Genomic DNA, 14,587 nt, shown 5'->3' with positions numbered 1-14,587 from the left:
CGGCTGTTCGGTTCCGTGAAGGCCACGATGGTCCTGTGGGCCACGGCCGTGGTGGCGGTCGCGCTGGTGGCCGCCGGGATCGCGGTGCTGATGTCCCTGCGCATGAACCTCACCGAGCAGGCACAGGGCGAGGCCAACGACACGGCCCGCAGGATCGCCCTCGGGGTCGCCACCTGGCGCGGGGGTGACGCCCGGCTGCCGCTGCCGGAGGGCGCGCGGGAGGGAATCCCGGTTCAGGTGACGGACGAGAACGGTCATCTGCTGGCCGTCGGCGACGGGCTGGAGAGCATCAGCGGCACCGGCGTCACAGCCGTTCGCGTGCCGCGGGCCGCCGCCTCCCCCGCCACTCCCTCCCCGTCCCCGTCCTTGTCTCCGTCCGCGACCCCGACGCCCGCCCCGGCCCCCGCCACCCAGCTCGGCACCGAAGCGGCCGACGACCATGGCGGCGGCCGCGGCCGGGACAGGGACCGCGGCGACGACGACGGCGCGGACGACAGCGGATCGGGCGGCCACGGCTCCGACGACGGTGGATCCGACGACAGTGGATCGGGCAGCCACGGCTCGGACGACCACGGTGCCGTCGGGGGCCCGACGCCCCAGGCGAACGACCCGGCCATCGGCACCATCGGCGACACCGTCCAGGAGGGCTCCGGGCACGCGGTGGTCGACGGGCGCGGTGCCCCGTACCGGTTCGCCACCATCAAGGCCACGGATCTCGGCGGCCGCACGGTGCTGGTCCACGCGGGCGCCTCGTTGTCGGCCCGCGAGAGCGCCGTCCGCAGCGCCGCGGTGGCGATGCTGGCGGGACTGCCGCTGATCCTGCTCGTCGTCGGCGGTGTGACCTGGCTGGTGACACGGCGTGCCCTCGCGCCCGTGGAGGGCATCCGGCGGGAGATGGCGGCGATCACCGCCTCCGAGGACCTGTCCCGACGCGTACCGGAGCCCCCCTCGCACGACGAGGTGGCCCGGCTGGCCCGCACCACCAACGAGACACTCACCGCGCTGGAGGCCGCCGTCGACCGGCAGCGCCGCTTCGTCGCCGACGCCTCCCACGAACTGCGCAGCCCCATCGCCTCGCTGCGCACCCAGCTCGAAGTCGGCTCCGCGTACCCACAGTTGCTGGACGTGCCCAGCGCGGTCAAGGACACCGAGCGGTTGCAGCACCTCGCGGCCGATCTGCTACTGCTCGCCCGGCTCGACGCCGGGGAGCGGCCGGGGCAGGCACCGGTCGATCTCGGTGAGCTCGTCCGCGAGGAGGCGGGGCACCGTCCGTCCGACCGCACGCCGGTGTCCTTCCACGCCGACGACGAACTCCACGTGACTGGCTCGCGTGGTCAGTTGGCCCGCGTGATCGGCAACCTCCTGGACAACGCCCAGCGGCACGCGCAGGACGGGGTCGTCGTGCGGGTGAAGAGACGGGGCGACCGGATCGTGCTCACCGTCGCGGACGACGGCAGCGGTGTGCCGGCCGCCGAACGTGAGCGGATCTTCGAGCGGTTCGTACGGCTGGACGACGCGCGCGCCCGCGACGAAGGCGGCGCCGGTCTGGGCCTGGCCATCGCGCGCGACGTGGCGCGCCGTCACGGGGGCACACTCACCGCGGGCGAGGCGCCGTCCGGAGGCGCGCTGTTCGAACTGAGCCTGCCCGCGACGCCCGTCCCCCTCACGCACCTGCGACGCCAAAGCGGGCTCAGGAGTCCGGACATGACCGGCATCTGACCGGCGTCTGACCGCCACCGTGCGCGGCGGAGCCCGGCCTCGGTCGGCCCACATGCCGGGGTTCCGCCGCCCACGCCGGAACGGCCGCAGCGCGATCAGGAGACGGACCGCGCCCGTCCCTGACCCGTCGAAAAGGTGGGGAACATGTCCGGAACGCCGTACCACGACGCCCTCCACGTGTTGTCGGCAACAGACCTCGCGTGAAACAAGTCACGGCTGCGCGCTGTGCCGAACAGCCTGCTCCACCATGTAAGTTCCTGCGTCCAAGGGGCGTGGACTCCCCCTGATCACACATTCGTGCCAGCACATCTGCGCCCCCTGAGGGAGACATCACCATGCCCGCAGAAGAATCGGCCCACCACCCGCCCCAGCGCATCGGAGTCGTGGCCGAGTCCACTTCCGGGGAGACCCGTGTCGCGGCGACGCCCGCCACAGTGCGCCAGTTGGTGGGACTGGGCTACGAGGTCGTCGTCGAGTCGGACGCCGGGACGGCGTCGGGCTTCACGGACGACGCCTACGGTGACGCGGGCGCACGGATCGGCGACGCCTGGCAGACGGACGTCGTGCTCAAGGTCAACTCCCCTTCGACGGGCGAGATCGCGCGCGTGCCCGACGGCTCGACCCTGATCGGTCTGATCAGTCCGGCCCAGCGGGCGGACCTGCTCGCGGAGCTCGCGAGCCGTCCCATCACCGTGCTGGCCCTGGACGCGGTACCGCGGATCTCGCGGGCGCAGTCCATGGACGTGCTCAGTTCCATGGCCAACATCGCCGGCTACCGGGCCGTGATCGAGGCGGCGCACGTGTTCGGGCGCTTCTTCACCGGCCAGGTGACGGCCGCGGGCAAGGTCCCGCCGGCGAAGGTGCTGGTGGCCGGCGCCGGTGTGGCCGGTCTGGCCGCCATCGGCGCCGCCTCCAGCCTCGGCGCGATCGTCCGGGCGACCGATCCACGGCCGGAAGTGGCCGACCAGGTGAAGTCGTTGGGCGGCGAGTACCTCGCGGTGAACGTCGCGCAGGAGGCGAGCACCGACGGCTACGCCAAGGCGACCTCCGCCGACTACGACCGCGCCGCGGCCGAGCTGTACCACGGGCAGGCGAAGGACGTGGACATCGTCGTCACGACCGCGCTGATCCCTGGCCGCCCCGCCCCGCGCCTGCTCACGGCGGAGGACGTGGCGGCGATGAAGCCCGGCAGCGTCATCGTCGACATGGCCGCCTCCCAGGGCGGCAACGTGGCGGGAACCGTCGCCGGCCGCACCGTGGTCACCGACAACGACGTGACCATCATCGGCTACACCGATCTGGCGTCCCGGCTGCCCACCCAGGCCTCGCAGTTGTTCGGCACCAACCTGGTGAACCTGATCAAGCTGCTGACGCCCGGCAAGGACGGCCGGCTGGTCATCGACTTCGACGACGTGGTCCAGCGGGCGGTGACCGTGGTGCGCGAGGGTGAGGTCACCTGGCCGCCGCCGCCCGTCGCCGTCTCGGCCCCGGCCGCCCCCCAGCCCGCCCCCGCGGCGGCTGCCGCACAGCCGAAGGAGCCGCGGCTCACCCCGGCGGCCCGGTTCGCCCTGTTCGGCGCCGGCATGCTGGCGATGTTCGCCCTCGTCGCCTTCGCCCCCGCCCAACTCGCCGCGAACTTCACGGTCTTCACGCTGGCGGTGGTGATCGGCTACTACGTGATCGGCAAGGTGCACCACGCTTTGCACACGCCGCTGATGTCCGTCACCAACGCGATCTCCGGGATCGTGGTGATCGGAGCGCTGCTCCAGATCGGGCACGAGAGCGCGGTCGTCACGACGCTCTCGTTCGTGGCGATCCTGCTGACGAGCGTCAACATCTTCGGCGGCTTCGCCGTCACCCGCCGCATGCTGTCCATGTTCTCGAAGGGCTGAGCCGCCATGACTACCACTACAGCGTCCCACGCTGCGGACCTGGTCGCCGCCCTGCTGTTCATCCTCAGCCTGGCGGGACTGTCCCAGCACCGCACCTCCCGTGCCGGCGTCGTGTACGGCATCGCCGGCATGGCCCTCGCCCTGGTCGCCACCGTCGTGCTCGCGGCACAGAGCATCAGCGCGGGCGCGGTCACGCTGATCGTCGTCGCGATGGTGCTCGGCGCGGCGATCGGCATCTGGCGGGCGCGGCAGGTCGAGATGACCGAGATGCCCGAACTCATCGCCGTGCTGCACAGCTTCGTCGGCCTCGCCGCGGTGCTGGTCGGGTGGAACAGTTACCTGGAGGTCGAGGCGCACGGCGCCGCGCAGAGGCACGTCACGGCCGATCTGCTGGAGATCCACCACGCCGAGGTGTTCATCGGCATCTTCATCGGCGCGGTCACCTTCACCGGCTCGATCGTCGCCTTCCTCAAGCTGTCGGGGCGCGCGAAGTCCCGTCCGCTGGTCCTGCCGGGCAAGAACGCGCTCAACGTCGCGGCGCTGGTGGCGTTCGTGGCGCTGACGGTCTGGTTCACGATCAGCCCCGGCCTCGGTCTGATGATCGCCGTGACCGTGCTCGCGCTCGTCCTCGGCTGGCATCTCGTGGCCTCGATCGGCGGCGGCGACATGCCCGTCGTCGTCTCGATGCTCAACAGCTACTCCGGCTGGGCCGCGGCGGCGGCGGGATTCCTGCTCGACAACAACCTGCTGATCGTCACGGGCGCGCTGGTCGGATCCTCGGGCGCCTACCTGTCATACATCATGTGCAAGGCCATGAACCGGTCCTTCATCTCGGTCATCGCGGGCGGCTTCGGCATCGAGGCTCCCACCGGCGGGGACGAGGAACAGGGTGAGCACCGCGAGATCCAGGCCCGGGAGGTGGCCGAGCTTCTGACCCAGGCCCGGTCCGTCGTCATCACCCCCGGCTACGGCATGGCCGTGGCCCAGGCGCAGCACCCAGTCGCCGAGCTCACGCGTCAGCTGCGCGAGCGCGGCGTGGAGGTCCGCTTCGGCGTCCACCCCGTGGCCGGCCGTCTGCCCGGACACATGAACGTGCTGCTGGCCGAGGCCAAGGTGCCGTACGACATCGTCCTGGAGATGGACGAGATCAACGACGACCTCGCCGACACTTCCGTCGTCCTGGTCATCGGCGCCAACGACACCGTCAATCCGGCCGCGGAGGAGGACCCCACCAGCCCGATCGCGGGTATGCCGGTCCTGCGGGTGTGGGAGGCGGAGCAGGTCGTCGTCTTCAAGCGCTCCATGGCGTCCGGCTACGCGGGCGTGCAGAACCCGCTGTTCTTCCGCGAGAACAGCAGCATGCTCTTCGGTGATGCCAAGCAGAGCGTCGAGGAGATCCTTCGCGCTCTCCCCTCCGACCCCCGCGCCCAGGCGTCGAGCGAAGCCGCTCTCGCCCGCTGAGGCCCCGGCGCCCCGGCGCCCCGCCTCCACGTCACGCACGGCCGCGTCACCGACTGCGCCCGGTTCCGGGCACGGCCCCGCGCGGCCATGGACCCGGCTGCCACCTCAGGCAGCCGGGTCCGTCGTGCACGGACACCGGGGTTTTCGCACGCCGCCGTCCGGGACGTGTCCGGCTGACGGGCAGCTACGGTCGCAGCCGTGTGATCGGCCGGACGGCTCCCAACTCCTGGTTCGTTCCTAGCTGATGCGCGTTCCCGCGCCGCCCACGCGGACGCGGGGGTCGCCCGCGCGCAGCGTCACGGTGAGCCGGCCGGGGCGGCCCAGGTCCTCGCCCTGGTGCAGGGTGAGCACGGTGTCCTCGGGGACGAGGCCGAACTCACGGGCGTACGCACCGAACGCGGCGGCCGCGGCGCCGGTCGCGGGGTCCTCGACGACACCGCCGACGGGGAAGGGGTCGCGGACGTGGAAGACGGTGTCCGTCTCTCGCCAGACCAGCTGGATGGTCGTCAGGTCCAGGCGGTGCATGAGGGCTTCGAGGCGCGCGAAGTCGTACGCGAGATCGGCGAGGCGAGCGCGCGTCGCCGCCGCGAGTACGAGGTGGCGGGCGCCGGCGAACGCGATGCGGGGCGGGAAAGCCGGGTCGAGGTCGGCGGCCGGCCAGTCCAGCGCGGCGAGCGCCTCCGTGAGGTCGGCGTCGGCGATCTCCTCGATGTGCGGCTCCACGCTGGTGAGCGTGGCCCGGATCGTCCCGCCCTCCTGGGCCACCTCCACCGGCACGACGCCGGCGCGCGTCGAGAACACCAGCTCCCCGGGCCCGATTCGCTCGGCCAGTGCCACGGCCGCCGCGACGGTGGCATGCCCGCAGAACGGTACCTCCGCCTTCGGGCTGAAGTAGCGGACGCTGTAGGTGCGTCCCTCCCGGCCTTCGAGTCCCTCCGGGGCCGGGGTCAGGAACGCGGACTCCGAGTATCCGAGTTCGGCGGCGACGGCCAGCATGTCGCTGTCGTCGAGGGCGGTGGCGTCCAGAACGAGGCCGGCGGGGTTTCCGCCGTCCGGGGTGTCGGAAAAGGCGGTGTATCGCAGTACATCGGGCCGCGGCGCATTCGTCGTCATGATCGCCGGAACGCGGGACACCCGCCGGATATTCCGAGTCCAGTCAGTTCCAGGGCCTGTCCAAACTCTATACAGGGACGGCAAGTTGCCCGTCCCCGGATGATCACTGCGTGATCGGCTTCCTGGAGGACTTTCGGCGCCGCAGGTACAGGGCCATGGCGAGGCCGAGCGGCGGGACGACGACAGCGGCGCCGAGGTAGAAGCCGGGGGTGGCCCAGGCCGGGCCCGGCCATACCGACACGGCGACGTCCGCCGTGTCGTCAGCCGGCTCGGTGTCACGGCTGGGACGTCCCGGGTCGCCGTCCGAGACCGTGACGTGGCCGTTGTGTCCAGCCCTGTCCTTGTCGATGCGGAGGGTGAAGGGGAAGGTCGTCGTGGCCCCCACCGAGCCGACGCGAGCCGTGCACACGTACCGTCGGGCACTCGGCTGCTTCTCGGCTGCCTCGGCCAGTGGTGCGTCATCGGCGGCTACGGCACGGCAGGCCTGGTCGATGACCTCCTCGTCGCGCTCGAAGCTGTACGGCGACGCCATGACGGTGGTGCCCTCCGGCACCGTGAAGACGACTTCCGCCGTGGCCGGCAGCGCACCGGGGCCGTTGTTCCGCACGCCGATCCGCACCGTGGTGAGGCCCCCGACGGGGCCCCGGGCCGTGTCGCCGATCGCTGCGAGCCCGCTCCGGTTGTGCACGCTCAGGTGGAGCACGTCGCGGCCGTCGTCGCCCTTACCGGTCACAGCGGGGTCGGTCCCGGACGCGGGGGCGAAACGCAGTGGAGGCCCGCTGCCCGGCCGGTACCCCGACGCGACCTCGGCCGGGGGCACGTAGTCGGTACCGATGGCAGCGGCAGCGAACTCGACGGTCGGATAGGTGGCGTCCCGCGCGGTTCGCAGATGTTCGGGAGCGTCCAGGCTGTACGACCGACCGGGCGCGATGGTCACGTCGTCGGCGAGGAGCCGGCACCACGCCGAAGTAGCGCCTCGATAGCGGCAGTTGCGGTGCCGGTCGCCGAGCGTGATGCCGTCCTGCCCTTCCATGCGCAGCGCCACTCCGCGGGCGGGCACGTCACCGACATTGCGTACGGTCAGACGGACCGCGAGGCTCTCGCCGGGTTCCACAGGACCTGGATCGGGGTGCAGGGCGACCCGGAGCTCCGGTCTGCCGACCACGATGCGGGAGTGACCGGTGACGGGCTTCAGGCCGGGCGCGGTCACGCGATAGCGCAGCACCCCGGAGTCGCCCGCCTTCGCGCCTTTCGCGGGGCTCAGGTGGAAGGCCTGGATGCCCCCTCCGTCTGTCGGACCCACCTGGGTGTCGCAGTGGAAGACGGGCAGGTGGACGACGCATATGTCCAGCGCCCGTTTCACGGTGACGACATCCTTCAGATCGCCGGCGTCGAAGGTGATCCTCAGTCCGACCGTCGCTCCGCCGGCTTTCTCCACGACCCGCAGGTCGTCGGATGCGGCTCGCTGCTGATCCCGTGAGACGTAGAAGACCGACGGAGCCACCAGTGTCACGCCGGCTCCCCCGTTTGAGGAGCACCCTGAAAGGCACGTAGTCATGGCTGCCAGCATGAGCAGGAGGACGACAGCAGCCCTGCGCCCACGCATGAGGAGGCCCGCTTCCCGGCCCGACTCCCCGCGGGGGCGACCGTCCCGCCGTAACGTGTGCATGATCACCAGACTGCCGAGTCCAGATCACGTTCACGCCTCGCTCCGGTCACGGGGTGTCCTGGCCGCCTCGGAAGCAGTCACACCTGACCGGCGGTCGTGTCCGGTTCATCGCCCGACGACAAGTAGCGATCACGCAGGCGGGCGAAGGCAGCGGGGCTGGGACGAAGAGGAAGGAAGTCCTTGATTCTTTCAGCGCATTCGCGCGGGCTCGACGTGCTGGTGTCGCACTCCAGGTCGTAGTCGCCATGACGGTGGACGAGGTCGTACTGGTGCGCGGCCAGGCCCGACGGGCGGTCTCCGCGCACCTGTTCCCGGCGCAGGAGTTCCTCCAACGGACAGTGGACGCCTACGAACAACACGTCCTCGGCACGAAGAACCGACAGACAGTCGAGCAACCGCCACGGCTCGCTGAGCACATGGTCCACGACGATGTCGTTGCCGGTCTCGGCCATCGCCGCGATCGAGCGGTGGAAACCCATCCTGGTCCACCGCAGCGCGCTTTCGAGTTCCGCCGCTCCGAGGGCCCGTTTGGTGCGCATCGCGTTGAAGCCGTCCACCGCCAAGTGGAAGAAGACACCGTCGTCGAGAACGTCGAGCAACTCGCGGGCGACACTCGACTTTCCTGAACTGGACGTACCGTTGAGGAAGATGATGCGACCGGCCGCCATACGGGCATGATCACACGGGTGATCCCACTCGGTGCCAGGACAGGGAGGGCGTAGATGACCCGGCTCGACGGGCGGATCGAACGGGGCAACCGCACACGGCAGTTGGTGCTTCACCGAACGGTCGACATCGCGTCGGTCGAGGGGCTTGAGGCGCTGTCCGCGGGACGGCTCGCGACCGAGCTGGGCCTCAGCAAGAGCGGGGTGTTCGCACTCTTCGGGTCCAAGCAGGAGCTTCAACTCGCGACCGTGCGCGAAGCTGGGCGGATCTTCGGCGAGCAGGTGATCCGGCCCTCGGAACAGGTCCCTGCGGGCGTCGGACGGGTTGGGCGGCTGTGCGAGTTGTGGCTCGAGTACTCGCGCGGGCGAGTCTTCCCGGGCGGCTGCTTCTTCTACGGGGTCATCGCCGAGTTCGACGCCCGGTCGGGGCCGGTCCATGACGCGGTGGTGTCGGCCCACCGGGCCTGGACGGCGCTGATGGAGCGCACGATCGATGAGGCCCGTACGGGCGGCGAGCTGCGATCTGACACCGACGTTCCTCAACTCGCCTTTGAAATCGTCGCATTGATGGAAGCCGCCAACGCCGTCTCCGTCCTGCACGCCGAGGAAAACGCTTATCGGCGTGCCCGGTTGGGCATCGCGAACCGGTTGCGGAACGCCTCGACGGAAGGGACGCCCGCGCCCAAGGGGAGCTGAACCCACGGGGCGCCCCTCTCCACCCGAGGAACTCCTTTGGCTGGAAAACAAATTGAACGACCGGTCGCACAGTTTTATGGTCGGACCATGACTGTCACCGGAGCGGACATCGTGGAGCTCGACAGGATCGCCGTGGACGAGGCCCTGCGGGTGGTGGAACTGGCGGAGAGCGCGCACTGGGACCGGGACACCCCCTGCGCGGGCTGGAACCTTCGACGGCTCGTGGCGCACATGACCGCGCAGCACCTCGGATTCGCGGCGGCGGCACGCGGAGCGGGCCTGGAAACAGTCCATTGGCAGGAGCCGCAGGACATGGACGATCCGGCCCTCGTCCACCGGGTGGCCGCGACAGCCGTGCTCGCGGCCTTCGCCGAACCCAGCGCGACGGAAAGGGAGTTCGCACTCCCGGAGCTGGGCGGGAGCTTTCCCGGACACCAGGCCGTCCGCTTCCACTTCATCGACTACGTGGTTCACGCCTGGGACGTCGCCGCAGCTCTGGGAGTGGACCTGGAGCTCTCCGACGACGTCCTCGGCGCGGCACTCGCCACAGCCCGACGGGTACCGGCCGATCCGGCCGTCCGCGGCCCTGGAAACGCCTTCGCCCCGGCACTGGACGTGCCCGGCGGGTCCGGACCCCTGGACGAGACGCTGCGCCTGTTGGGCCGGGAGCCGCACCGGTGGCCCGCAACCGCCTGACCCCACGGATCTCGTCGGCCCCGGGTCGCCGCCGCCGACCGCGGTGCCCGGCCGGGGCGTGGCCCCCAGGGGCCGGTCGGATCTCGGTACGGCCGGGAGCCGAGCCAGAGACCGCGCGGTCCGGACGGGGGTCCGCTCACGACGGCGGTACGCGGCCCCGCGCGCGGTCCCGCTTGACCTTGACACGGTGGCAAGGCCTTCACTGCGTGCCGAGGAGGTGATCTCGATGACGATCACGAAACGGGACGCCGATGCGGTACGCGTGCTCCGGGGGCTGGAGGACGACAGCTCATCCGTGCGGCTGCGGGCCGCTCTGGCGGCCGGCACGACGCCCGACCCGCGCTTCGTCGCCGGCCTCGTCCGGCGATCCGCGGTCGAGCCGGAGTTCTTCGTCCGCGACATGCTGACCTGGGCGCTCACCCGCCACCCGGTGTCCATGACGCTTCCCGCGCTGCTCCGCGAAGTCCGCTCGGACCACGCGCAGGCACGGAGCCAGGCGCTGCACACACTGTCCAAAATCAAGGACCGACGGGCGTGGCCGGCGGTCACACCGAGCCTGCTGTCCGACGCCGACGACGAGGTCGCGCGGAGCGCCTGGCGCGCCGCGGTCGTGCTCGTGCCCGCGGGCGAGGAAGCGTCCCTGGCCGCGGAGTTGGCGACTCAGCTCGGGCGCGGCGAGCGGGAGACGCAGCTCAGTCTCAGCCAGGCCCTGATCGCGCTGGGAGACGTGATCGTGCCGGTCCTGCTCGCCGCGACGACGGCGCCCGCCCCGCGCGTACGTACGCACGCGCTCGCCACCCGGCGACTGCTGCGCGATCCCGACGCCGGATTCGAGGGGGCGATCGAGGAGGCGAAGCGCGTCGCGGTTCTCGGCGGGCAGGGTCAGGAGGGACGATAGGGCGTGTTGATCGGTGAGGTGGCGCGACGGTCCGGTGTCAGTGCCCGCATGCTGCGGCATTACGAGTCGCTCGGTCTGGTGCGTCCCTCGGGGCGTACCGGCTCCGGCTACCGGGAGTACTCCGGGGACGACATCAGTCGGATCTTCCATATCGAGAGCCTGCGGTCGCTTGGTCTGTCTCTGCGTGAGATCGGGCGCGCTCTCGACGATCCCGGCTTCACACCCTCGTCGCTCGTCGAGGGCCTTGTCCACCGGACGCGCGAACGCATCGCGGCCGAGACCGAGTTGCTCACGCGGCTGCGCAGGATCCACGCCGCGGAACCCGCCGACTGGGAAGACGTCCTCCAAGTTGTCGCGCTCCTCCAGGCGTTGGCCTCGAAGAGCGCCGACGCACGGCAGCGCGCCGCCCTGTCCTCGGCCGGCGAGGTTCCGGTGCCGGTGGAGGCCTTGGTCGAGGCAGTGCTGAGCGAGACGGAGCCGAACGTCGCCGGGGCCCTTCGATGGGCACTGGCGCGCTCCGGCGACCGCGGACCGGAGCTGCTCGCGGAGGGCCTGACCTCGCCGTCGGCCGCGGTACGGGAACGCGCCGTCCTGTCACTCGCCGAGATGCCCGGTGACGAGGCCGCCGCGCATCTGCGGGCCGCCCTCGCGCACCCGGACGCCGTGGTCCGCGGGCACGCGGCTCTGGCGCTCGGGGCACGGGGCGTGGCCGACGCGGTCCCGACGCTCGTCGACATGATCGTGGAAGGACGCAACGACACCGACGCGGCGGACGCGCTGAGCGTGCTGGCGAGCGACACCGCGACGGCGGACGATCTCGCGAACAGGCTCCTCGACCGTCTCGCCCGCCCCACCGCGGAAGCGCCCGCGCGCGGACGGCTGACCCAGGCGCTGGCGGGCATCCCGGGGACGAGGACGTACGACGCCCTCGTGGAACTGTCGAAGGACGCGGACCGTGCCGTCGCCCTGACCGCGGCGTATCTTCTGCACCTGCGCGACGCACGGTGACACAGGTTCCCGCAGGGTTGTCTCGGCGGTGCCTCAGCGGTGCCTCGAACCGCCGCTGCTCGTCGTGGGCGGGTCTCCGCGACCGCCGGGGCGGGAAACCTGGGTACACCACCGCCCGGCGGTCGCGGAGACCCCGACGCCCGCGTACACACATCCGTACACGCAACCCGTAGAAACGCCCGAAAGCCCCGTCCGCCCGGGCTTGTTCACTCGGGTCTGTCCGCCAGAATCAGCGCATGCTGAAAGTCGGTTCCGTCGTCGTTGGTGTCTCGGATGTGCCGCGCGCGGCCGCGTTCTGGACGGAGGCTCTGGGCTACGTCCCCCGCGACGAGTTGGAGGACGACTGGGTGGTGCTGGTGCCGGCGGACGGAACCGGAGTGCGGCTGTCACTCGGCCTCAGCGAGACGCCGGTGCAGGAGCATCCGCGGATCCACCTGGATCTGTACGCCGGGGACGCTGCCGACCAGGCTGCGGAAGTCGAGCGCCTGGTGTCTCTGGGGGCGCGGCGCGTCGACTGGGACCTCTATCCGGACGACGCCGACTTCGTCGTACTCGCCGATCCCGACGGCAACCGCTTCTGCGTCATCGACACCGGTCACCACTGACGGGATGCCCTCTTGGGCGGATCGGCTACTGCGGGGACCCTCCAGCCCCAGGGGCGTTCCCCTCACTGCAACGGGCGCAAGACGAAATGCTGTTGGGCGTTGCGGGGACGCATCCACGCCGAACAGAACGCCACCATCGCCACCTACGTCCGCCGGCGCAACGCACGCGCCACACCGAAGACCGACTTCGCCCCCGACTCACCCATCCGCACGTGGACTCAGGACCCAGCCAAGGCTGCATGAAGGGCCGGCCGGGGCTCTGCCCCTGCGGATACGGCGGCATCATCGTTGCGGGCACCGATCCGGTCTGCGCCGTCACCCCGAGACGGGCATGACCAGCGTCTTCACGAAGTCGACGGCCCCTTCCTTCTACCGATTACCTGGTCAACCAGTTGTGCAGAACCACTGGAGCCGCGAGGTCGGCGAGGTCGCGGCTGCGCTGCCAAGGATTCGAGGTCTTCTGTACCTACTAGTATGTACACTTCTTGCATGAGCACTGCGGAACGCCTTATCGAGAGCACCCGCGAGCTGCTGTGGGAACGCGGTTACACCGGCACCAGCCCGAAGGCGATCCAGCAGCGGGCCGGTGCCGGGCAAGGAAGCATGTACCACCACTTCGCCGGAAAACCGGACTTGGCGCTCGCCGCGATCCGGCGCACCGCCGAGGAGATGCGCGCCAGGGCCGAGGAGCAGTTCTCCACGCCGGGGACCGCGGTGGATCGCATCACCGCGTACCTGCGCCGGGAGCGGGACGTCCTCAAGGGCTGCCCGATAGGGCGCCTCACCCAGGACCCGGATGTCATGGCCGACCCCGCGCTGCGGGCCCCCGTCGACGAAACCCTCGCCTGGCTGCGGGAACGCCTCGCCGACTTGCTGGCCGAGGGGCGCGAGCGCGGCGAACTGGGTGCCGCGCTGGACCCGCAGGTGACCGCCGCGACTGTCGTCGCGGTGCTGCAGGGCGGCTACGTCCTGGCTCGCGCTGCCGACTCGGTGCAGCCATTCGACCAGGCGGTCACCGGGGTGCTGGGTCTCCTGGCCGCATATGTCTCCACCACCCACGAGTAGAGAGGTCCTGCCTTTCATGCGTGTCTCCCGTACGCCGCAGCCCACCGTCGCCGCACCACCCGAATGGGTTTCCGGCGCGGCGTGGGTCGACGAGCTCGCCGCGCCCGAGGAATCCTCGCGCTTCCGGGTTGACAGCGTTCACTTCGCGCCGGGCGCCCGCACCGCGTGGCATCGCCACCCCCTCGGCCAGGTTCTGCACGTCACCGAGGGGACCGGGCTCGTCCAGTGCCGCGGCGGAGAGGTGCACACCCTTCGCGCCGGAGACAGTGTGCGCGTCGCGCCAGGCGAGTGGCATTGGCACGGCGCCTCTCCCAGCACCTTCATGACGCATCTGGCCGTCCAGGAAGTCGCCGAGGACGGCACCGAAGCCGAACGCGGCCCCCACGTCACCGAGGCCGAATACCTCAACGGCCCGCTTGCCCACTGATTGCCCATGAAGAGGGGCGGCATCGTCCGTGTACGCAAAGCAGTACGAGATCACCCTGCCCGCCGACTACGACATGAAGATCATCCGCAAGCGGGTCGCCGAGGGCGGCCACGTCCTCGACGACCGGGCCGGACTGGGCCTGAAGGCGTATGTCATCCGCGAACGCGGCATCGACGGCTCGCCGGTCAACCAGTACGCCCCCTTCTACCTGTGGAACGACACCGGCGCGATGGCCCACTTCCTCGTGGGTGGCGGAGGATTCCAGAACATCGTTCGGGACTTCGGCCGCCCCGTCGTCCGGCATTGGGCCGGCATCGCCTGCCATGCCGGCCCGGCCCGCACGACACCTCCCGAGGCGGCCTCGCGCCGCCTCATCCCGATACCTTCCGACGTGGACCTGGACGGCACCGGACTGGGCCTGTCCGCGCTGATCGAACGGGAGGCCGAACAACTACGACGGCTCTCCAGCCATGACGGCGTACACACCGCTGTACTGGCCGTCGACCCCCACCATTGGCAGCTGCTGCGGTTCGTGGTGTGGGCGGACTCCTCCGCACCGGACGAGGAGGCGACCGAGCGCTACGAGGTGCTGCACCTGTCCGCCCCCGGCCTGGGTGACCTGCCGGAGGGACAGGGCTGGTAGCGCCCCTGCGCCCGCGATCGCCGCCGTCCG

The 14,587-nt window shown here is 70.9% G+C and carries 14 protein-coding genes; 11 read left to right on the top strand and 3 right to left on the bottom strand.

Annotated elements, in window-relative coordinates:
• The first annotated feature begins 27 nt into the window (after window positions 1-27).
• The 3 genes from OG485_RS41240 to pntB all read left to right on the top strand — a co-directional run bounded on the left by OG485_RS41240 (window position 28) and on the right by pntB (window position 5,072).
• On the top strand, window positions 28-1,719 hold the full coding sequence (locus OG485_RS41240) for a sensor histidine kinase (protein ID WP_328674838.1): 1,692 nt from the start codon (window positions 28-30) through the stop codon (window positions 1,717-1,719).
• A gap of 335 nt (window positions 1,720-2,054) precedes the next feature.
• Complete coding sequence (locus OG485_RS41235; RefSeq protein WP_328673981.1) at window positions 2,055-3,611, top strand: Re/Si-specific NAD(P)(+) transhydrogenase subunit alpha; 1,557 nt, start codon at window positions 2,055-2,057, stop codon at window positions 3,609-3,611.
• Window positions 3,612-3,617: 6 nt separating this feature from the next.
• On the top strand, window positions 3,618-5,072 hold the full coding sequence (gene pntB / locus OG485_RS41230) for a Re/Si-specific NAD(P)(+) transhydrogenase subunit beta (protein WP_328673980.1): 1,455 nt from the start codon (window positions 3,618-3,620) through the stop codon (window positions 5,070-5,072).
• Window positions 5,073-5,309: 237 nt separating this feature from the next.
• On the opposite strand, the gene OG485_RS41225 is transcribed toward pntB, so the two are convergent.
• The 3 genes from OG485_RS41225 to OG485_RS41215 form a co-directional block, all read right to left on the bottom strand.
• Window positions 5,310-6,185, bottom strand: coding sequence for a PhzF family phenazine biosynthesis protein (locus OG485_RS41225; protein WP_328673979.1), 876 nt, complete (start codon window positions 6,183-6,185; stop codon window positions 5,310-5,312).
• 103 nt (window positions 6,186-6,288) lie between these two features.
• The gene (locus OG485_RS41220) at window positions 6,289-7,698 is read right to left on the bottom strand and encodes a hypothetical protein (RefSeq protein ID WP_328673978.1); all 1,410 of its coding nucleotides are present in this window, start codon (window positions 7,696-7,698) and stop codon (window positions 6,289-6,291) included.
• A 233-nt stretch (window positions 7,699-7,931) separates the two neighbouring features.
• Window positions 7,932-8,522, bottom strand: coding sequence for a chloramphenicol phosphotransferase CPT family protein (locus tag OG485_RS41215; protein WP_328673977.1), 591 nt, complete (start codon window positions 8,520-8,522; stop codon window positions 7,932-7,934).
• 54 nt (window positions 8,523-8,576) lie between these two features.
• Between OG485_RS41215 and OG485_RS41210 the strand changes: the two genes are divergently transcribed.
• From OG485_RS41210 to OG485_RS41175, 8 genes are all read left to right on the top strand, one after another.
• Window positions 8,577-9,215 (top strand): TetR/AcrR family transcriptional regulator, encoded by a 639-nt coding sequence (locus OG485_RS41210; protein ID WP_328673976.1) that lies wholly within the window; start codon window positions 8,577-8,579, stop codon window positions 9,213-9,215.
• An 87-nt stretch (window positions 9,216-9,302) separates the two neighbouring features.
• Entirely contained in the window at window positions 9,303-9,911 is a 609-nt protein-coding gene (locus OG485_RS41205; protein ID WP_328673975.1) for a TIGR03086 family metal-binding protein, read from the top strand.
• Window positions 9,912-10,137: 226 nt separating this feature from the next.
• Entirely contained in the window at window positions 10,138-10,809 is a 672-nt protein-coding gene (locus OG485_RS41200; protein ID WP_328673974.1) for a HEAT repeat domain-containing protein, read from the top strand.
• A gap of 3 nt (window positions 10,810-10,812) precedes the next feature.
• Window positions 10,813-11,817: a HEAT repeat domain-containing protein gene (locus OG485_RS41195; RefSeq protein WP_328673973.1), complete on the top strand. Its 1,005-nt coding sequence runs from the start codon at window positions 10,813-10,815 to the stop codon at window positions 11,815-11,817.
• Between the two features lie 236 nt (window positions 11,818-12,053).
• The gene (locus OG485_RS41190; RefSeq protein ID WP_328673972.1) at window positions 12,054-12,422 is read left to right on the top strand and encodes a VOC family protein; all 369 of its coding nucleotides are present in this window, start codon (window positions 12,054-12,056) and stop codon (window positions 12,420-12,422) included.
• Window positions 12,423-12,911: 489 nt separating this feature from the next.
• Complete coding sequence (locus OG485_RS41185; RefSeq protein WP_328673971.1) at window positions 12,912-13,487, top strand: TetR/AcrR family transcriptional regulator; 576 nt, start codon at window positions 12,912-12,914, stop codon at window positions 13,485-13,487.
• Between the two features lie 16 nt (window positions 13,488-13,503).
• Window positions 13,504-13,914 (top strand): (R)-mandelonitrile lyase, encoded by a 411-nt coding sequence (locus OG485_RS41180; protein ID WP_328673970.1) that lies wholly within the window; start codon window positions 13,504-13,506, stop codon window positions 13,912-13,914.
• Window positions 13,915-13,942: 28 nt separating this feature from the next.
• Window positions 13,943-14,557 (top strand): DUF4865 family protein, encoded by a 615-nt coding sequence (locus tag OG485_RS41175; RefSeq protein ID WP_328673969.1) that lies wholly within the window; start codon window positions 13,943-13,945, stop codon window positions 14,555-14,557.
• Window positions 14,558-14,587: the final 30 nt, after the last annotated feature.

This window comes from Streptomyces sp. NBC_00328 (assembly GCF_036139655.1).
Taxonomy (GTDB): domain Bacteria; phylum Actinomycetota; class Actinomycetes; order Streptomycetales; family Streptomycetaceae; genus Streptomyces.
The sequence above is the reverse complement of the archived record's forward strand: the minus strand, read 5'-3'. Positions and strand labels throughout refer to the sequence as shown.

What these genes read in the sequence shown, in the direction of transcription:
- OG485_RS41200 (WP_328673974.1), top strand. Translation starts at nt 10,138, where the DNA reads ATGACGATCACGAAACGGGACGCCGATGCGGTACGCGTGCTCCGGGGG.
- pntB (WP_328673980.1), top strand. Translation starts at nt 3,618, where the DNA reads ATGACTACCACTACAGCGTCCCACGCTGCGGACCTGGTCGCCGCCCTG.
- OG485_RS41205 (WP_328673975.1), top strand. Translation starts at nt 9,303, where the DNA reads ATGACTGTCACCGGAGCGGACATCGTGGAGCTCGACAGGATCGCCGTG.
- OG485_RS41225 (WP_328673979.1), bottom strand. Translation starts at nt 6,185, where the DNA reads ATGACGACGAATGCGCCGCGGCCCGATGTACTGCGATACACCGCCTTT.
- OG485_RS41240 (WP_328674838.1), top strand. Translation starts at nt 28, where the DNA reads ATGGTCCTGTGGGCCACGGCCGTGGTGGCGGTCGCGCTGGTGGCCGCC.
- OG485_RS41215 (WP_328673977.1), bottom strand. Translation starts at nt 8,522, where the DNA reads ATGGCGGCCGGTCGCATCATCTTCCTCAACGGTACGTCCAGTTCAGGA.
- OG485_RS41190 (WP_328673972.1), top strand. Translation starts at nt 12,054, where the DNA reads ATGCTGAAAGTCGGTTCCGTCGTCGTTGGTGTCTCGGATGTGCCGCGC.
- OG485_RS41180 (WP_328673970.1), top strand. Translation starts at nt 13,504, where the DNA reads ATGCGTGTCTCCCGTACGCCGCAGCCCACCGTCGCCGCACCACCCGAA.
- OG485_RS41185 (WP_328673971.1), top strand. Translation starts at nt 12,912, where the DNA reads ATGAGCACTGCGGAACGCCTTATCGAGAGCACCCGCGAGCTGCTGTGG.
- OG485_RS41235 (WP_328673981.1), top strand. Translation starts at nt 2,055, where the DNA reads ATGCCCGCAGAAGAATCGGCCCACCACCCGCCCCAGCGCATCGGAGTC.
- OG485_RS41210 (WP_328673976.1), top strand. Translation starts at nt 8,577, where the DNA reads ATGACCCGGCTCGACGGGCGGATCGAACGGGGCAACCGCACACGGCAG.